This window comes from Aeromonas sp. s10 (assembly GCF_040907975.1).
GTDB classification, from domain to species: Bacteria; Pseudomonadota; Gammaproteobacteria; order Enterobacterales; family Aeromonadaceae; genus Aeromonas; species Aeromonas caviae.
Genome location: NZ_JBFOCV010000033.1, coordinates 206,736 through 224,686, shown reverse-complemented (window position 1 = coordinate 224,686; position 17,951 = coordinate 206,736). Strand labels below are relative to the sequence as shown.

At 64.2% G+C, this 17,951-nt stretch carries 18 protein-coding genes; 5 read left to right on the top strand and 13 right to left on the bottom strand.

The annotated features are described in order from the left end of the window. Genes menH through AB5Y59_RS10195 form a run of 3 tightly spaced genes read right to left on the bottom strand, consistent with a single transcriptional unit; the run spans position 1 to position 3,865 of the window. Positions 1-765, bottom strand: coding sequence for a 2-succinyl-6-hydroxy-2,4-cyclohexadiene-1-carboxylate synthase (menH, locus tag AB5Y59_RS10205; RefSeq protein WP_368211929.1), 765 nt, complete (start codon positions 763-765; stop codon positions 1-3). Continuing rightward, positions 755-2,500 (bottom strand): 2-succinyl-5-enolpyruvyl-6-hydroxy-3-cyclohexene-1-carboxylic-acid synthase, encoded by a 1,746-nt coding sequence (gene menD / locus AB5Y59_RS10200; RefSeq protein WP_368211927.1) that lies wholly within the window; start codon positions 2,498-2,500, stop codon positions 755-757. The genes menH and menD overlap by 11 nt, the downstream gene beginning before the upstream one ends. Before the next feature lie 33 nt (positions 2,501-2,533). Further along, on the bottom strand, positions 2,534-3,865 hold the full coding sequence (locus AB5Y59_RS10195; RefSeq protein WP_043154006.1) for an isochorismate synthase MenF: 1,332 nt from the start codon (positions 3,863-3,865) through the stop codon (positions 2,534-2,536). Between the two features lie 210 nt (positions 3,866-4,075). On the opposite strand from AB5Y59_RS10195, the gene AB5Y59_RS10190 reads away from it, so the two are divergent. After that, a complete protein-coding gene (locus AB5Y59_RS10190; protein ID WP_039039775.1) occupies positions 4,076-4,981 on the top strand; it encodes a 1,4-dihydroxy-2-naphthoate polyprenyltransferase in 906 nt (301 codons plus the stop codon). Positions 4,982-5,183: 202 nt separating this feature from the next. Here the strand turns inward: AB5Y59_RS10190 and AB5Y59_RS10185 are convergent, their stop codons facing one another. Then, on the bottom strand, positions 5,184-6,578 hold the full coding sequence (locus AB5Y59_RS10185) for a PepSY domain-containing protein (protein WP_103858688.1): 1,395 nt from the start codon (positions 6,576-6,578) through the stop codon (positions 5,184-5,186). A 285-nt stretch (positions 6,579-6,863) separates the two neighbouring features. Between AB5Y59_RS10185 and AB5Y59_RS10180 the strand changes: the two genes are divergently transcribed. Then, positions 6,864-7,256 (top strand): hypothetical protein, encoded by a 393-nt coding sequence (locus AB5Y59_RS10180; protein WP_368211986.1) that lies wholly within the window; start codon positions 6,864-6,866, stop codon positions 7,254-7,256. Between the two features lie 9 nt (positions 7,257-7,265). On the opposite strand, the gene AB5Y59_RS10175 is transcribed toward AB5Y59_RS10180, so the two are convergent. Together AB5Y59_RS10175 and dbpA are read right to left on the bottom strand one after the other, a co-directional pair. Further along, complete coding sequence (locus AB5Y59_RS10175; protein ID WP_039039772.1) at positions 7,266-7,556, bottom strand: YkgJ family cysteine cluster protein; 291 nt, start codon at positions 7,554-7,556, stop codon at positions 7,266-7,268. Positions 7,557-7,641: 85 nt separating this feature from the next. Next, entirely contained in the window at positions 7,642-9,021 is a 1,380-nt protein-coding gene (dbpA, locus tag AB5Y59_RS10170) for an ATP-dependent RNA helicase DbpA (RefSeq protein WP_368211925.1), read from the bottom strand. A 527-nt stretch (positions 9,022-9,548) separates the two neighbouring features. Between dbpA and AB5Y59_RS10165 the strand changes: the two genes are divergently transcribed. Continuing rightward, positions 9,549-10,754 carry a NupC/NupG family nucleoside CNT transporter gene (locus AB5Y59_RS10165; protein ID WP_041214374.1) on the top strand — a complete coding sequence of 402 codons (1,206 nt, stop codon included), beginning with the start codon at positions 9,549-9,551 and terminating at the stop codon, positions 10,752-10,754. A gap of 107 nt (positions 10,755-10,861) precedes the next feature. On the opposite strand, the gene AB5Y59_RS10160 is transcribed toward AB5Y59_RS10165, so the two are convergent. The 3 genes from AB5Y59_RS10160 to AB5Y59_RS10150 all read right to left on the bottom strand — a co-directional run bounded on the left by AB5Y59_RS10160 (position 10,862) and on the right by AB5Y59_RS10150 (position 12,311). Next, positions 10,862-11,419 (bottom strand): cytochrome b/b6 domain-containing protein, encoded by a 558-nt coding sequence (locus AB5Y59_RS10160; RefSeq protein WP_041214375.1) that lies wholly within the window; start codon positions 11,417-11,419, stop codon positions 10,862-10,864. 48 nt (positions 11,420-11,467) lie between these two features. Further along, a complete protein-coding gene (locus tag AB5Y59_RS10155; protein WP_010672753.1) occupies positions 11,468-11,737 on the bottom strand; it encodes a PepSY domain-containing protein in 270 nt (89 codons plus the stop codon). 121 nt (positions 11,738-11,858) lie between these two features. Beyond that, positions 11,859-12,311 (bottom strand): YaiI/YqxD family protein, encoded by a 453-nt coding sequence (locus tag AB5Y59_RS10150; RefSeq protein WP_039039769.1) that lies wholly within the window; start codon positions 12,309-12,311, stop codon positions 11,859-11,861. 131 nt (positions 12,312-12,442) lie between these two features. On the opposite strand from AB5Y59_RS10150, the gene zntB reads away from it, so the two are divergent. Beyond that, on the top strand, positions 12,443-13,408 hold the full coding sequence (zntB, locus tag AB5Y59_RS10145) for a zinc transporter ZntB (RefSeq protein ID WP_171865294.1): 966 nt from the start codon (positions 12,443-12,445) through the stop codon (positions 13,406-13,408). 9 nt (positions 13,409-13,417) lie between these two features. Then, positions 13,418-13,936, top strand: a complete 519-nt coding sequence (locus tag AB5Y59_RS10140; RefSeq protein ID WP_039039767.1) for a mechanosensitive ion channel domain-containing protein — start codon at positions 13,418-13,420, stop codon at positions 13,934-13,936. A gap of 36 nt (positions 13,937-13,972) precedes the next feature. On the opposite strand, the gene AB5Y59_RS10135 is transcribed toward AB5Y59_RS10140, so the two are convergent. From AB5Y59_RS10135 to AB5Y59_RS10120, 4 genes are all read right to left on the bottom strand, one after another. Further along, positions 13,973-14,221: a hypothetical protein gene (locus AB5Y59_RS10135; RefSeq protein ID WP_010672757.1), complete on the bottom strand. Its 249-nt coding sequence runs from the start codon at positions 14,219-14,221 to the stop codon at positions 13,973-13,975. A 69-nt stretch (positions 14,222-14,290) separates the two neighbouring features. After that, the gene (locus AB5Y59_RS10130; protein ID WP_182976284.1) at positions 14,291-16,081 is read right to left on the bottom strand and encodes a sodium:proton antiporter; all 1,791 of its coding nucleotides are present in this window, start codon (positions 16,079-16,081) and stop codon (positions 14,291-14,293) included. 94 nt (positions 16,082-16,175) lie between these two features. Beyond that, positions 16,176-16,697, bottom strand: coding sequence for an MltR family transcriptional regulator (locus AB5Y59_RS10125; RefSeq protein WP_010672759.1), 522 nt, complete (start codon positions 16,695-16,697; stop codon positions 16,176-16,178). A 96-nt stretch (positions 16,698-16,793) separates the two neighbouring features. Continuing rightward, positions 16,794-17,939 (bottom strand): mannitol-1-phosphate 5-dehydrogenase, encoded by a 1,146-nt coding sequence (locus AB5Y59_RS10120; protein WP_052815685.1) that lies wholly within the window; start codon positions 17,937-17,939, stop codon positions 16,794-16,796. Positions 17,940-17,951: the final 12 nt, after the last annotated feature.

Genomic DNA, 17,951 nt, shown 5'->3' with positions numbered 1-17,951 from the left:
TCAATCATGGATCTTCTCTTCTGGTTGGTGAGCCCACTCCCGCAGGAGCCGGGCAAAGGTATCGGGCTGGCTTGTGTGCAGATTGTGTCCGCCATCCAGAGCCAAGTGTTTGATATTGCAGCCTTGCTTTACCAACTGGCAAGCGAGGGCATGGAATTTGTGATCCCGGTTGCCGGAGACCCACTGCACCGGCAGCCGGGTATCCCGAAGCCAGGGGGCGAGATCCGGCTGCCGCCCCAGGGACGTGGCCCTCAGCATGGCGGCCACGGCCTTGCCGTCGTTGCCAAGGCGGCGTGCGGCCTGGCGGGTGCGGGCATCGTCGTCCAGGTCGGCGAAGACGCCCTGGCGGTACCAGTCGGCAAGCACCCGGGTCAGAGGCTCGCACTCGAAACGCCGGGCCCAGGCTTCATCGTGAGCGATGCGGGCCGGACGTTCACCGGCAGGCAGCCCGGGGTGGCAGTTCTCCAGCAGCAGGGCCTGCAACCCCGCCGGGGAGTGGCTGGCGTGATGAAGCGCGAGCCGCCCCCCCAGCGAATACCCCACCAGCCGGTAGTGGGCGATATCCCGTGCGGCCAGCTCGTCGCAGAGCCAGCGATGGGCCTCGTCAAAGCCGCTCACCCGCAGTGCCCGGTTGCGGCCGTGGCCCGGCAGATCCAGGGCATGGCACGGGACGCCGGGCAGGGCCTGGATGACAGGTCGCCAGTCGTCGGCGTCCCCCAGCAGGCCGTGCAGCAGCACCAGTGGTACGGCGGGATCAGAGACCACGGATAGCGGCTCCCAGTGCCTTGAGATCCTCGGCGACTTCACTGCTCGGTACCTTGATTTCAATCAGGGTTACCCCGTTTTTCAGGGCTGCGGCATAGTCCTGCTCAAATGCGTCGAGGGTGGTGGGGGCCCGGTAGTGCAGGCCGAACATGGCGGCGGCGTGCTCGAAGTGCAGGCCGTGGGGCAGGCAGTAGTAGGTCTCCAGCAGGGCGTCCTGGGTGGGCACAGGCAGCATGCGGAAGATGCTGCCGCCGTCGTTGTTGAGCAGGATCACCACCAGGGGGCGGCTCCCCTTGCCGAGCAGCGCCAGGCTGTTGAGGTCGTGCAGGGCGCTGAGATCCCCGAGCAGCAGGGTGGTGGGCTCGCGACTGTCAGGCGGGACCGACTGTGCGAAGCCGTATGCGGTGGCGATAAGGCCATCGATGCCGGAGGCGCCGCGGTTGGTCATCACCCGGCTGGGGCCCTTGCCCACCTCGCCCAGCATGTCCATCAGCCGGGCCGGCATGCTGTTGCCGACGAACAACTGACCCTGGATGAGCTGATTCAGGCGGTGGCACACCCCGAGCTCCGAGAAGCGATCACAGGCGGTGCGGATCTGCTGGCTGATGGCCTGCTGGCGCGTGGCCAACTGGTGCCAGGGCTGCTGCGAATGGGGGATTGGATGGGCAGCCGCAAAGGCGGCGGGGTCGCACACCAGGCGACGGCGCAGCCGGTAGTCGGGGTCGAGGCGTGCCGGCTGCGGGTCCACCAGCCAGTAATCCTGCCAGGGGTGTTGTTTGATGAACTGGCCGAGGCGCTTGGAGATGAGGCGGGCGCCGAATTGCAGCAGTACCTCGGCGCGGGCCAGCTCGGCCACGAAGTCGCTGTGTTGCAGGGCGAGATCCGTGTGGACGAGGTTGCGATCATCGAAGCGGATCTGGCTTTGCAGATCCGCCAGCAGGGGCCAGCCGAGGCGGTCGGCCAGCTCGGCCACCGCCTTGCCTTGTACCGGATCCTGGATGCGTCCGGCGACGATGACACCGCGCTTGCCCTTCAGCTCCTCCCAGTCCGGCTGGGCGGGGCAGCCCGGCTCGCCCACCAGCCAGGGGCTCCAGGGGTTGGCCGAGTGCAGCCAGTCGCCGAGGGGCGCCAGGTAATCGGAAAAGTCCAGATAGTGGTCGCCGGGATAGAGGGGCTCGGGGTACATGCAGTTGAAGTGCACCGGCCCCGGGGTGTGCGCCTGTCGTGCCAGGGCCTGATCCACCGAGCTCAGCACGAAGGCCGCCGGAATGGCGGGAGTGGGGCTCGGCAGATTTTGCTGATAGACGGGGTAGCGACCGAAGATCCCCGGCTGATCGATGGCCTGGTTGGCCCCGTTGTCGATGAGCTCGGGTGGCCTGTCGGCAGAGAGAATGATGAGCGGGACCCCGGTGAGCTGGGCTTCCGCCACCGCGGGCCAGAGGTTGGCCACCGCGGTGCCAGAGGTCATGATGACCGCCACCGGGCGGCCGCTCCCCTTGGCCAGCCCCAGCGCCATGAAGCCCAGACCCCGCTCGTCGAAGTGCAGGTGGCGGCGAAAGCCCGGGTGGGCGGCGGCGGCCATGGTGAGCGGCGCCGAGCGGGATCCGGAGGCCAGGGCGATGTCACGCACGCCGAGGCGAAAGAGCTCTTCCAGCAAGAGGGAGGACCAGACATGGTTGAAGGTGGCGTGATGGCTGGCAAAGGCGTGATGCGCGGACACGTGGCTGGCGGACATGAAGCTCTCGCAGTGAGGAGTCGGTAAGAAACGCTATCCCAGCAGGGAGAGCACGTTGGCGATCTTGTTGTCGAGTTCGGCCCACTCGGCGGCGGGCTCCGATCCCGCCACTATGCCGGCACCGGCGAACAGGCTGATGCGCGGGCCCCTGATCCGGGCGCTGCGAATGGCGACGGAGAACTCCGAGGTCTCCCGGCTCAGCATGCCACAGGCACCGGCATACCAGCCGCGATCATGGGGCTCGCATTCACGGATGAAGGCGAGCGCCGCCTCGCGGGGGGCGCCCCCCACGGCGGGGGTGGGGTGCAGGGCAGCCAGCAGTTGCCAGTCGCAGACGCCGGGTTTGAGCTCGGCCTCGATGTCGCACTTGAGGTGTTGCAGCAGCCGCAATTTCAGAATGCGCGGCTCGGTCAGGGTGGCATCGGTCGTGAGGGGGGCCAGGCGGCTGAGAATGTCGGCGTGAACCAGCCGGTTCTCCAGCCGGTTCTTGCTGTCGGCCAGCAGCTCGGCGGCCAGGGCCGCGTCGGTCGCCTCATCCCCGGAACGGCGAATGGTGCCTGCCAGCGCCTCGGTAAAGAGGTGGCCCTTCTCCCGGCGGTAGAGGCGCTCGGGGGAGCAGGAGATGAAGCTCTGCTCGGGGGAGAACTGGAAGCCGAAGTGGAAGCACTCCTGGGCGTGGCGGGCCCACTGTGTCAGCAGGGACCAGGGGCAGAGGGGCGCATCGTGCGCCTCGCTCTGGAGCAGGCTCTCCCGCGACAGCACCACCTTGGGGGTGCGGGCCTGGAAGTCGGGGGCCGTGACCTGCTCCACCAGGGTCTGCCACTGGGCAGGGCCCGGCAGGTCCTGGCGCTGCCATGGCCGCTTTTGCAGGGCGGGCAGAGGGGCCTCGGGTTGCAGGGCATCGAGCGCCGCCTCGGCGGCGCAGAGTTCGGCTTCGAATGCGTGACCCTCTTCCCGAGCGGGCAGCCAGAGATTGAGGCAGAGGCTGGTGCACTCCCCCCGGCGTACCAGTTCGATACGGGGCAGCACGAAGCGGCAGGGGCCAAAACCCTGCCAGCCGGGCAGATCCGGGTCGAACGCCAGGCCACCGTAGTAGCGAGGGCTGTCTTCACTGGCCGTGCCGGCAAGGTCGCAGACCCGCTGGATATCCTCCGGCCGCGTCAGCTCGTGGATGGCGCCAAGCGCCACGTACTCCGGGCTCTGTTGCCCTCTGGCGTGCCAATAGATGCGGGGGTAGAGCGTCTGGGCCGCCAACCAGCCGGGAAAGACGTCGACGTGAGCGGCCACGCGCAGTCGCACGAAACCGCTGACAGTGCTGTGACGCAGGGCGTCCAGTTGTTGCTTGAGGTGGGTCTGAGCCAACATGGATGTCTAGTCTGAGCCGGATAATCGCGATCGCTCCGGGGGAGGATGGCGCAGGTTGATGCCAAAGGGCGACGATTTCCTATATATTATCTGCCCATTCGTCCATGTAAATTGCCCGGGGGAGCCGACGCCCCCGCGCAGCCAAGTATACCTAAATCCGGTTCGATAACCCTTAACACGATCAATATCTGATTGTTTGGCCATCACAATATGACAAATACCTTCTCTGTTTGGTTGCTGGCGGCGCGTTTGCGAACACTGCCCCTGGCGTGCTCCTCCATCTTGCTGGGCTCGGGGCTGGCAGCCAGCCGGGGAGCGTTCGACGGCACCATCATGGGACTCTCCCTGCTGACCGCCATCCTGCTGCAAATTCTCTCCAATCTGGCCAACGACTATGGCGATGCGGTCTCCGGTGCCGACAACGGGGAGCGGATCGGTCCCCAGCGCGCCGTGGTTTCCGGCCTCATCACCCGGCACCAGATGTGTGTGGCCATGGGGCTGACCGCCCTGGCGGCCGTGGTGAGCGGCCTCTCCCTGCTGGTCTGCGCCTTCGGGGAGGCGTGGCAGCAGATCCTGACGTTCATCCTGCTGGGGGGAGCGGCCATCGTCGCGGCCATCACCTACACGGTGGGCAAGAGCCCCTACGGCTATCGCGGCTTCGGGGACATCTCGGTGTTCCTGTTCTTCGGCCTGCTGGGGGTGCTCGGCTCCTACTACCTCTTCACCCATCGCCTGGAGTGGGACCTGTTGCTGCCCGCCACCGCCTGCGGCCTGCTGGCGACTGCCGTGCTCAACATCAACAACGTGCGGGACATCGAGACCGATGCCGCCAGCGGCAAGATCACCCTGGCGGTGCGCCTTGGCCGCAACCGGGCCATCGCCTATCACTGGGTCTTGCTGGGGGCGGCGCTGCTGGCGACCATCGCCTTCCTGCTGACCCAGCCTGCGAGCCTCTGGCCCTGGATCTTCCTGCCCGCCATGAAGCCCCTCACCGATGCCGCCCGTACCCTGCGAGAGAGTTTCGATGGCGAGGTGCTGACCGGCGCCCTCAAGAAGACCGCCATCAGCGCATTTCTGTTCAGCCTGCTGCTCTCCGCCGGGCTGGCGCTCACCTGAGGCCGACGCGTTTGGCAATGAAAAGGGCTCCCGAACGGGAGCCCTTTTTGCTGATGTGTCGATGCGTTGTTGTTCATCAGACCGATATGATGATCGCCAGGGGAGGAGCATGCCGCCAGGCGAAGGATGATGCCAGGTGATGCAGACGACGAGGGCCCCCGACAGGGAGCCCTCGAGTGCATGAGGCGGGCTTGCCCCTGGGTCAGCTTGCCTGGGCCACGGCCGTGCGGCGAGAGAAGAAGAGACTGTCCAGCAGCCAGATGGCAACCATGGAGGCCCCCACCAGCGGGAAGCAGATCCCGAGCACGACCAGCACCGCGATGGCACCGCCCATGGGAGGCAGCTTGGCGGGCAGGGGCGGGGCGGCGAGGCGGCCACTGGGACGGCGGCTCCACCAGATCCAGAGCCCGCTCACCGAGCTTGCCAGAATCATCAGGCAGATGAGCAGCATGACGAGCTGGTGCGGCCAGCCGTAGAGCTTGCCCATGTGCAGCATGACGCCGGTTTCCACCGTCTTGGCGACCGGGCCGTAATCCTGCCAGCGCACGTCGACCAGCACCTTGCCGCTGTATTGGTCGATGTGCAGGGTGGCGTCGTTGCGGGGATCATCGGCAAAGATGGCGATGGTATAGACGCCGGTTTCACCGACCGGGGGGGTGATGCTGTAACCCGGGCTGACCCCACGCTCGCTGGCGATGTCGACCACCTGTTGCAGCGGAATGCGATGGCTGGCCATGACCATGCCCTCGTGTCCGCCGCCATGGGTCATGGCGCTGTGATCATGGCTCTCTGCCGTGGGTTGGGAGCTCGGCATGGGCAGGGTCTCGGCCCCCCAGGAGACGGTCTGTTCGTGAGCCTGGTTGAGGCTGCGGGTGAGGGGGGCCGACTTGGGCACCTCGTTCCACATGGCCGCAGGGAAGCGGTTCCAGACGTCGGCGAACTGGCCGCCCCAGAAACCGGTCCAGGTCATGCCCGTCAGCAGCAGCAGCAGCAGGAAACCTGCGCCCCAGAAGCCGACCACGGCGTGCAGATCACGCCACCAGAGACGGCCGCGCTGGTGCATTCTCGGCCAGAGGATGCCTCCCACACCCGGTCCCTTGCGGGGCCACCAGAGATAGAGTCCGCTGACGAGGAGCACGATTCCCCAGCCTGCGGCCAGCTCGATCAGGCGATCACCCGTGGTGCCAAGCATCAGCTCCGCATGGAGAGCGCGCGCCACCGCCTGCAGGTTCCACTTGTTGTCCATGGTACCGAGCAGGGCGCCGTTCGCGGGATCCATGAAGAGGGTCAGCTCCTGCCCTTCACGCATCACGACTATCTGGGCGCTCGCGTCCGCTGCCACCGGGGGCAGGTATTTGCGCAGGCTGGCGTCCGGCATGGCGATGGTTGCCTTGGCCAGCAGCTGGTCGGCACTCAGGGTCTGGGTGGCGGGCGTCACCTTCATCAGCTCGGGGTAGAGCAGGTTGTCCAGCTGCGGTTTGAACAGATAGACGATGCCGGTGAGGGAGAGCAGGATCAGGAAGGGGGCGACGAAGAGACCGGCATAGAAATGCCAGCGCCAGATCCGTTGGTAATAACTTGCGTCTTGTTGCTTCATCGTTGATCCCTGGGTGAACGCCAAAAGGTTTCAGTAGGTGGAATGTTTTGAGTGGCGCGGATAATAGCAGCAACGTTTTGTTAACTGCAACAGAACATGTCGAAGAAATGTACATTCCGCCATCGGGGTAAAAACGGGGGGTGAATGGCGCTTTCCGTTCACAATGCGGGGAGCTTCATGGACTTTTCGGGGATAAATTCTTACTTTGTGGCAACACAGGGCATATCAGCCGCAGCGAAGGACTCAAGGCAGGAGGCGAACGTGCAAGCACACGGCCATTTTGAGATGCAGCGACAAGGGCAACTGCTGATCTGTCGGCCGAGCGGCCCTTTCAACCTGGCAGGCGCCATGGCCTATGAGGACAAGTTCAGCCAGCAGATAAGCCGTTTGCAGGGAGCCCCCTGGGGCATCGTCGAGGTCGCGACCGAGTTCGAGGCCGCCGGCCCCGAGGTGCTGGCCCGTTTTCGTCGCCAGTTCAACTGGTGCGCCACTCATGGCTGCGCCTTTCTGGCGGTGGTCATGATCGGGGATTTCAAACGTTATCTGGCGGATCACGTCTTCAGCGGGCTTCCCTTTCAGGAGGTGCGCTATTTCGAGGAGGAAGCGCAGGCCATCCACTGGCTGACACAGCGCCTCGAGGGGCTGCAAGGCAAGGAGATCCACGTCAGCACGGGTTGAACTTCCCGTTCATTCCAGCCTGATGAACCACTTGTCCCGCTCGTCGAGGCAGTCGGGCTCCCCCATCTCGAATTCACGGCAGATAAGCGGCCGCACCTCGTAGATGCGACACATCATGGTGTTGCGGTCGAGGGCGGCGCACCAGCCATCTTCCAGTCTGTGCATCACGGGCACTTCTCCTTCCCGCTCCTCGATATAGCGGTCCGGCACGCCGGTGTCGGTGAAGAGCATCACCTCGAGGCGGCAGCAGCAGGCTTCGCAGTTCTGGCAGCTCACATCGCTCTGGATTGCTTGGGTCATGTCACCTGTCTTGCCGCATGGCGGCGAATGATATGAAACAGGCGCCTGTCAGGCGCCTGTGGTCTGGCTGGGCGTGTGAAATACCTTAGCCCAGTTTGCGGGCACGGTAGCTGCGCCCCTTGATCTTGCCTTCCTGCAACCGCTTGAGGGCGGCGCTCGCCACCTGGCGCTTCACCGCCACGTAGGAGTACTGCTCGGAAATCTGGATCTTGCCCACATCGGCCCCGGCAATGCCGCCTTCGCCGGTCAGGGCGCCGAGGATGTCACCGGCACGCACCTTGCTCTTGCGGCCCGCATCGATGGAGAGGGTCACCATCTGCGGCGCGATCGGCTTGATGTCGCGGCCGATCCCGGCCAGGTCGCCCTGGGGAATGGGGGCCTGCTGGTACTCCTCGATGAAGTTGACGCGCTGGGCCTCGTTCGGCTGGTAGAGGCTCAGGGCCAGGCCCTGCTGGCCGGCGCGGCCGGTACGGCCGATGCGGTGCACGTGCACCTCGGGGTCGTAGGTCAGCTCGTAGTTGATGACGGCGCCGAGCTCCTTGATGTCGAGGCCGCGGGCCGCCACGTCGGTGGCGACCAGTATGGTGGCGCTGCCGTTGGCGAAGCGCACCAGCACCTGATCCCGCTCACGCTGCTCCAGGTCACCGTTCAGCGCCAGCGCCGAGAAGCCCTTGGCGGCCAGGTGATCGGCCACGTCGTTGCAGGCGCGCTTGGTGTTGCAGAACACCACACAGGAGCTCGGCTGGTAGTGGCTGAGCAGCCAGGTGAGGGCATCGATGCGCTGGCCGGCCGGCACTTCATACAGCTTCTGTTCGATGGCGCTCTCTTCGTGCAGGGACTCCACGCTCACCTCCACCGGGTTGCGCTGCACGCCGCGGCTCATCTGGGCGATCCCTTCCGGATAGGTGGCGGAGAAGAGCAGGGTTTGCCGGTCCCGCGGGGCGTGGCTGATGACGCGGTTGATGTCTTCGCCAAAGCCCATGTCCAGCATGCGATCCGCTTCGTCCAGCACCAGCGTCTTGAGGTCGTCGAGCGCAAGGGTGCCCTGCTCCAGGTGCTTGAGGATCCGGCCCGGGGTGCCGACGGCGATGTGGGCGCCAAAGCCCAGGGTGGCGGATTGCGGTGCGGTCGGGGTGCCGCCGCACAGGGTCACCAGCTTGACGTTGGGCAGGGTACGGGCAAGACGGCGGATCTCGGTGGCCACCTGATCCGCCAGCTCGCGGGTCGGACAGAGCACCAGCGCCTGCACGGCCAGTCGGTTGACGTCCAGCTTGGCCAGCAGACCCAGGCCGAAGGCCGCGGTCTTGCCGCTGCCGGTTTTCGCCTTGGCGATCAAATCTTTGCCGTCGAGCACCAGGGGCAGGCTCTGGGCCTGGATCGGGGTCATCTGCAGATAGCCCAGGCTGGCGAGGTTGTCCTGTAGGGCGGAGGAGAGGTTCAGGCTGCTAAATTCGCTGTTGTTCACAAAAGGACTCTATGTCGGAAAACCAGAAATGGGGGTGCGCGGTGCGCAAGGGGGCGCATCATACCAGAATGTGCCGCCGGATGCGGTGAATATTTGAACGGTTGGTGTCATGGGTTGCCGATGGAGGCTTCTGTCTGCGTTGGCGGGCTTGCGGTATGTAAAAAGAGCACAATGGAACAGGGTGGTCATGGCCAGATCATGATGAATGGCGAGAAAACGTTTTCAATTAAACATGTCCTGGTGATGATGAGTCATCGGAGGATGTCATATGGGATATGGTCGTTATTCAATCTATATACGAATGAGGAATAAAATTAACAAAAGAGCATAACTTATTGTTTTTGATTTATTTTTAACCTCAGCCAATAACGATTAATAATCGTGTGTCATGGCAATTAATTTAAAAACGTTTGTATTATTTCGCATGCATATTTTTACCGCGGATTGTGATGATTCTCTGATTTTTAAATATGCAGTTCTTTATGATGGCGCCGGTCAAAAATAACAATTCAATGGGTGCTACTGGTATGGAATACGTTCATTTCGTGCTCGGACTCGTGATGGTCCTGGCATTGGCGTTGCTGGCAAACCGCCGCAACTGGAAACAGATCAAGCTGCGTTACATCGGCCAGCTGCTGGTGGTCGAGCTGGCGCTCGCCTGGTTCATGCTCAACTCCGAAGTGGGTCTGGCGGTGGTGGGTGGCTTTGCAGCCGGCTTCACCAAGCTGATGGAGTTTGCCAAGCAGGGGACCGACTTCGTGTTCGGCGGTCTGGTCAACGAAGGGGCCTTCTCCTTCTTCCTGATGGTGCTGATGCCCATCGTCTTCATCTCCGTGTTGATCGGCATTTTGCAGTACATCCGTCTGTTGCCCATCGTCATTCGTGGTATCGGCACCGTGCTGGCCAGGATCAACGGCATGGGCAAGCTGGAGTCCTTCAACGCCATCAGCTCCATGATCGTCGGTCAGTCCGAGAACTTCATCGCCCTCAAGAACATACTGCCGCACCTGAACGAGAAGCAGATGTACACCCTGGCGGCGACAGCCATGTCCACCGTCTCCATGTCCATCGTCGGTGCCTACATGCAGCTGATCGAGCCGCGCTACGTGGTGGCCGCGCTGGTGCTCAACATGTTCAGCACCTTCGTGGTGCTCTCCCTCATCAACCCCTACGAGCCCGACAACACCGTGACCGATGCCAAGGCGCTGGCCGAGGGTGACGAGCACCACACGCCGAAGAAGGAGAACTTCTTCGAGATGCTGGGGGAATACATCATGGCCGGTTTCACCGTGGCGGTGATCGTCGGTGCCATGCTGGTGGGCTTCATCGCCCTGATCGCCCTCATCAACTACCTGTTCGAGGCGGCGTTCGGCGTCAACTTCCAGCACGTCATGGGCTACATCTTCTATCCCGTTGCCTGGATCCTGGGCATCCCGGGCAGTGAAGCGCTGCAGGCCGGCTCCATCATGGCGACCAAGCTGGTGACCAACGAGTTCGTGGCCATGATGGATCTGGGCAAGATTGCCGCCGAGCTCTCCCCGCGCACCGTCGGTATCCTCTCCATCTTCATGGTGTCGTTCGCCAACTTCAGCTCCATCGGCATCATTGCCGGTGCGGTGAAGGCGCTGAACGAAGAGAAGGGCAACATGGTCTCCCGCTTCGGCCTGAAGCTGGTCTATGGCTCCACCCTGGTGAGCCTGCTTTCCGCCGTTATCGCCGGTGTGATGATCTAGGTCTTCCCCCCGCGCTGCTCATGACGACCCCCTGCCTTGGCAGGGGGTCGTTTTTTTGGGCAGATGAGCGGGTGAACTGAGGAGGGGACTGGTCGGCAGCCCGGCCATCAAGCGCGGGGGTCTTCCACCTTGATGTTGGCGGGGACCCGCTTCTTGCCCAGCACCATGGCGCGGACCAGATCGCTGCGGGTGAGGCGATCGGTCAGGAGTACCACGGCCGCATGGACGCCAACGGCGGCCATCAGGGTGTTGGCGATGATGCCGTGCAGCTCCTCCAGCCACTCCTCGCCCCAGAAGGCATCCCAGGTGGTGAGCCAGCCGGTGACGACGGTCCCGACCAGGGACAGCAGCAGCAACCAGATCATCAGGGAGCCGACCGGATTGTGGCCGAGGTAGTAGGGGTGGCGCCCCTGGGCGAGCTGGCGCAGGTAGTAGCGGACCCGGGCAGGGGTTGGCCACCACTGGCCGAAGCGGGCGTAATAGGGGCCGACCAGCCCCCACAGCAGGCGGATGATGAGCAGGATGCCCACCGCGTAGCCAGCATATCTGTGGGGTTTGCTACCCTCTTCCAGCACGAAGAAGTTGAGCAGGCAGAGAGTGACGGTCGCCCAGTGAAACACCCGGATGAGGGGATCCCAGACTTTCACTTCAGAGGCAGGTGTCATGGCAAGGCTCCATGGTGGGGGCCGGTGGAAGACCGGCCCGGGGCGGCGTTACTCGTCGATCTCTTCTTTCACCTTTTTCAGGTCGGTCGGGTCGAAGTAGATCTCGACCTTGCGCTTCTCCTTGTCCCAGCCGTAGATCTCGTAGCAGCCGGTCTTGGTGGCCTTGAACTTCTTGATGTCGTATCCCATCGCCTTGATCTGCTGCTGGGCGTCGGCTTCGCTCATCCACTTGCTCTTGTCGGCCTGGGTGCATTGGGGGTCGGCCAGGGCTGCGCCGCTCAACAGGGGGATCAGTAACAACAGGGGGGTCAGTTTCATTGCTTGCTCCTTGCGGGTGGTTGGGTCAACAGTCGCAAGGCTAATCAAGGAGCATTAAGGAAGAATTAAGGGAAAAGGGAAATGAATGGCTCTCCCCGGCGGTGGACCGGGGAGAGGGTGATCAGCTCAGCTTGCCCCTGACCAGCCACTTGTCCAGCGCATTGGCGAAGCGCTGCTTGTCGGCGGCGTTGAAGGGCGCAGGGCCACCGGTCTGGACGCCGGCAGAGCGCAGCTCCTCCATGAAGTTGCGCATCCCGAGCCGTGCCTGGATGGTCTCCCGGGTGTAGATCTCACCCCGGGGATTGAGCGCCTCGCCCCCGGCGTCGATGACCCAGGAGGCGAGGGGAATGTCGCCGGTGATCACCAGGTCGCCGGGCTTGACCTGCTGGGCGATGACATGATCTGCCACATCGAAGCCCTTCTCCACCTGCTGGGTCTTGATGAAGGGGGAGGGGGGGACTCTGAGCCCCTGGTTGGCCACTAGCGTGGTCACCACCTGGGCGCGGTGGGCGGCGCGGTAGAGGATCTCCTTGACCGGGATGGGGCAGGCATCGGCATCAACCCAGATGGGCATGGCATGGCTTCCTGTGTCTGGAACGGGTGGCGCATCTTAGCATGGCTGGTGCGGGGCGGCTGCCCCGGGGCTGAGTCGTCCCCGCCTTTGGTGTAAGCTGGGGCCTGCACATGAAACGAGAAGGAGACGAGATGGATCGGGTGCCCGGTGACGTGATTTATGGCCTGACCCTGGACGGCAAGGGGGGCATGACCCCGCTGGCCGAAGGTAGCGAGATCCCCGGTGCTCAGCCCGGCTGGCTGCATTTGGACTACGGCAACCCGGAGTCGGCGCGCTGGCTGCTGCAGACGCCGCTGCTGGGGGAGGCGGCCCGTGAGGCCCTGCTCGGCCAGAGCAATCGTCCCAAGCTGGTGCGGATGGGGGAGACGGTGCTGCTGATCCTGCGCGGCATCAACCACAACAAGGATCACAGGCCTGAAGAGATGGTGGCCCTGCGGATCTTCATCACGCCGGATCTCATCATCAGCAGCCGACGTCGTCCGCTGCTCTCCGAGAAAGATGTGTTCGAGCAGCTGTCGCTGGGGGGCGGTGCCGACACACCCGCCGACTGGCTGGTGGAGATCTGCGACGCCCTGACCGACCGGGCCGGGGAGTTCGTCGAGGAGCTGCACGACCAGATCCTGGATCTGGAGGAGATGGTGCTGATGCGCGACCTGCCCGCCAATGGTCGGCTTGCGCGCATCCGCAAGCAGCTCATCATGATCCGTCGCTACCTCTCCCCCCAGCGGGATCTGGTGGCGCGCCTGGCCAACGAGAAGATCAGCTGGCTGGACGAAGATGACAGGCGACGCCTGCTCGACATCGCCGACCGCTTGCGGCGCTGGCTCGACGATCTGGATGCCGGGGTGGCGCGCACCGCCGTGCTGGCGGACGAGATCAACAACCTGATGGCGGAGGCGACCAACCGCCGTGCCTACCAGATGTCGGTGATGGCGCTGCTGTTCCTGCCCGCCAGCTTCCTGACCGGCCTGTTCGGCATCAACCTGGGGGGGATCCCCGGGGCCGAGAGTCCGACCGCCTTCTGGGTGTTCTGTGGCTTCCTGCTGGTGCTGGCGACCGGACTGGCGGTCTGGCTCAAGCACAGGCGCTGGTGGTAAGGAGTGAACATGACGACATGGGAGTCTTTTGGCGTGACCCTGCTGCTGTTGCTGGGGCACACCCTGGTGCGCGGCCTCATTCACAAGAGCCTGATGGCCCTTGGCCAGAGCCGGCAGGTGAGCGAGAACCGGGTACTCTACGTGGAGCACGTATTCCACTTCCTGCTGGGCTGCGCCACCCTGCTGATCCTGGCCGGGGTCTGGGGGCTCGACTTCTCCCGGCTGGTGGTGCTCGCCTCCTCCTTCTTCGCGGTACTGGGGGTCGCCATGGTGGCCCAGTGGTCGATCCTCTCCAACATCACCGCCAGCATCACCATCTTCTTCGCCTTCCCCTACAAGATTGGCGATCGCATCCGCATCCTCGACAAGGATGACTCCGTCACCGGCATCATCACCGAGATCGGTCTCTTCTACGTGCGGGTGCGGGATGACAACGGCGATCTGGTCACCTATCCGGCGAACCTTATTCTGCAAAAGCCGGTGAGGCGGCTGGAGGGAAAGGAGGCTGAGTCCACGCAGCCGGAATGAGAAAAGGCTCCCTCGGGAGCCTTTTTCGATGGCTGTTCAGCGTTCGAAGAAGCGGTAGAGGTGCTCGACCTGGACGGGGCAGTCGGCCACCAGGTGGATGTGGTCCCGTGCCTCCTCGGTGGACGAGAAGCTCATGGGGCACCCCAGGGTGTCCGTCATCACGTAGAGGTGGCCGTCCTGCCCCCTGAACTCCACGATCCAGCCGGGGGAGACGATGTCGTGCATGATCTCCGCCTCCTTGAACCTGTGCTGCTGGTGAAGCGCGCGCAATTCACTGACTGTCATGACATCCTCCTATGACTCATGGCGCCACCCTCAAGTCTAGTTCTCCTTCCCGGTGGCGCCGTCATCGGATCAGGGCGCCGTCGCCCCCTCCCGGGGTGGTTGCAGGGCGATCAGCAGCTCCCCGGGCAGCGGCGTGACAGGGCCGGTGACCACCCTGGGTCTGGCCTTGGCATCCAGCACGAACAGAGGAATGGCGCCGGGATTGGCCTCCTGATACTGGTCCCAGTCGAAGGTGTCGCTCAGGCGGGTCGCCTTGATCTGCCCGCCCCGGCTCAGCAGGCCGCTCAGCCTGGCGAAGTTGATGTCGGCACCGAACAGGTTCTGGCGGGCACGGAAGGTGGCGCTCTCCCGGTTGGCCTTGCCGTGCTGTTCGCTGGAACGCAGGGAGTGGACCTTCTCCTCCCCGTAGAGGTGGGCGAAGTGCAGCACTCCAAGGGCGTTGTTGTGGCGGCTGGGAGAGAGCGCCAGCACGGTGCTGATGCTGGTGAGGGGCAGGTGCCGCTCGGCGTGCTCCGACTGGGGGTTGCCGAAGTAGCAGGGCAGGCCGCTCATGCGGGCCAGCTTGCAGTGCTCCCAGGCAGGATCGGAGAGCTGCACCGGGATCCCCTGGTCCGCCAGCGCCTTGCCGATGGCCCGGGCCACCGAGTTGGCGCCGATGAGCAGCCAGACATTGGGGGCGCTCTGGCGCATGTCGAGCAATCTGGCCAATGGCGTGGCCGTCAGGCTCTGCAGTACCACGGTGAAGATGATGACCGCAAACACCAGGGGCACCAGCTTGTCGGCATCCTCGATGCCGGCCTCGTGCATGCTGATGGCGAAGGAGGCGCTGACCGCCGCCGCCACTATGCCCCTGGGGGCTATCCAGGCGAGCAGGGCGCGGGCGCGCCAGGGCAGGTCCGACCCCCGGGTCGAGACCAGGATGCAGAGCGGGCGGGCCACGAACTGCACCACGCACAGCAGGGCCAGCACCATGGGGCCGAGCTGCCAGAGCTGGGCCAGATCGAGGCGGGCCGCCAGCAGGATGAAGAGGGAGGAGATGAGAATGACGGCGAGATCCTCCTTGAAGGCCAGCACCTCCTCCAGATCCAGCCCGTCCTGGTTGGCGAGCCAGATGCCGAACACCGTCACCGCCAGCAGGCCGGATTCGTGACTGAGCCAGTCAGACAGGGTGAAGGTCACCAGCACCAGCGCCAGTACCCCGAACTTGTGCAGGCTGACCGGCAGCCAGTCCTTGCGGATGAGCAGGGTGGTGAGCCAGCCGGCACCGACCCCGATGAGCGACCCCACTCCCACCGTCTTGGCCAGGGCCAGCAGGGTATGACCGACCAGATCTCCCTGGCTGCCGAGGCGCACCGCCTCGAACACCAGTACCGCGAACAGGGCGCCGATGGGGTCGATGACGATCCCCTCCCAGCGCAGGATCTTGTCCACCTCCCGGACCGGGCGGATCACGTTGAGCATGGGGGCGATCACCGTGGGGCCGGTCACTACCAGCACGGCGCCGAGCACCATGGCGACCCGCCAGTCCAGCCCAAGCAGGAAGTAGCTGGCGGCGCCGATGACGGCAAAGCTGGTCACCATGCCGGTGGAGCAGAGGTTGCGTACCACCTTGCCGATCCCCTTGAGTTCGGTCAGGTGCAGGGTCAGCGCTCCTTCAAACAGGATGATGGCGACCGAGAGGGAAACCAGGGGAAACAGCAGATCCCCCAGCAACTGATCGGGATCGAGCAGACCGGTCACCGGGCCGAGCAAGAGGCCGCTCAGCAGCAGGAACAAAATGGCGGGAACGCGCACGGACCAGGCAAGCCATTGGGCGAGCAGGGAGATGAGGGCTATTCCGGCGAGGGAGAGAGCAATCATGCCAACCTCGTACAGGTGATGGGGTTGGACCTAGTGTAGCGGGGAAGGGGGGCAAGATGACACCCGCCAGGCGTGCAGGAGAGAGCCGCTCAGATCAGATGGGGCTCTCTTTGTGGAGTTCGGTGACGCAATCGGTCACCGCCAGCACCAGGGCGGAGCGCACCATCTGATCGAGCCGGTTGAGCTGCATCTGGTAGAGGGGCCAGTCCTCCTCGTTGGCCGGGGGATCCTGCGGCATCATGCTGCCCTGCTGGATGGCATTCAGGCGCTCGAGCAGATCGCGGACCGGCTTGTCGCTGAAGCGGTAATCCTTGGGGTCGCGTACCAGAAAGTCGCGGATCTTCAGGTATGCCTCGAGATCCTGATAGCGCTCGAGGGAGATGAGGCCGAGGGCGAAGATGAGCTTGAGGCGCACCTCCAGCTGGCCGAGGGGTCCGCTCTGGTTGAGCAGGGGTTCGATGGCGTATTTGACGGCATACTCCTCCTGACGAAAGGCTCGCCGCATCAGGGAGTCGACCGCCTCTTCCAGGATGGTCACGACCTCGAGAAAGAAGCCGCGGGGGCCATCCTGCTCGTTCAGTCGCTCCAGTACTTCATCTTCCTGGTGTGTGGTCATAAGTGCTTCGGGTCCGGCTGACAGGGGGAGAGCAGGCCTCCCCCGGTTTGTATCGTATGGGGTCCGTCACGGGCGGTGTGACGCCACCCCATCAGGTCACTTCAAGTTGTTGTAACGGGCGACGATGGTGCGTACCACATCGCTGTGCTCATCCAGGCCGGTGACGCGGGCCAGGGTCCGTGCCGGACCAAGTTCCGCCAGCATGGCCTGCAGCTCCACCGCCTGGGGATCGTCCTCATTGCGGTAATGCAGTGCGGCGGCGATGCCCTCCTGCAGGTGATCGCTCGGCAGGCCGTACTCCAGGGTGCCGAGCAGCGGCTTCACCAGCCTGTCCCCCGCCGCCAGCTTGCGCAGCGGCTGGCGACCGACCCGGTCAATCTCGTCCACCAGATAGGGGTTGGCGAAGCGGGAGAGGATCTTCTCGATGTAGGCGGCGTGCAGGCGCGGGTCGAAGCCGTAGCGTTTCACCAGCACGGCCCCGCTCTCCTCCATGGCGCGGCGCACCTTGCTGCGGATCAGCGGATCCTCGATCGCCTCGCGCACGGTGCGATAGCCCCTGAGCTTGCCGAGGTAGGCGGTGACGATGTGGCCGGTGTTGAGGGTGAACAGCTTGCGCTCGACGAAGGCCATCAGGTTGTCGGTGGGCTCCATGCCCGCCACCTGGGGCAGCTCCCCCTTGAACTGGGTCCGATCGACGATCCACTCGCTGAAGCTCTCCACCGTCACCTCCAGGGGATCGTCGTTCGCCGCGGCGGGCGGAACGATGCGATCCACCGCCGAGTCGACGAAGCCGACGCACTGCTCGAGGGTGGCATGATACGCGACCGGCAGGTACTTGAGTACCTCCTCCTTGAGGTGGCTGGTGCCGCGCACCATGTTCTCGCAGGCGATGACGTTGAGGGGAGTCAGGTTGCCGGCATCGAAGCGGGCCTGCAGCCCCTTGGCCAGGGTGCTGGCAATCTTGTCCAGGATGTTGGGGCCGACCGCCGTGGTGACCAGATCGGCGGTGATGATACGGGCGATCACCTCGTGTCCGGCCGAGCTGACGGCGGCAACGTTGCGCACCACGTCCAGCTTCTGATCCGTGCCCACCACGTGCACCTTGTACTCCTGGCGGTGGTTGAGCTGGTCGATCAGGGTCTCGTTGACGTCGGCGAAGGTGACCTGATGGCTGGCGTCAGCCAGCAGTTTGCCGATGAAGCCCCGACCGATGTTGCCGGCACCAAAATGCAATGTTTTCATGATATTAACCTC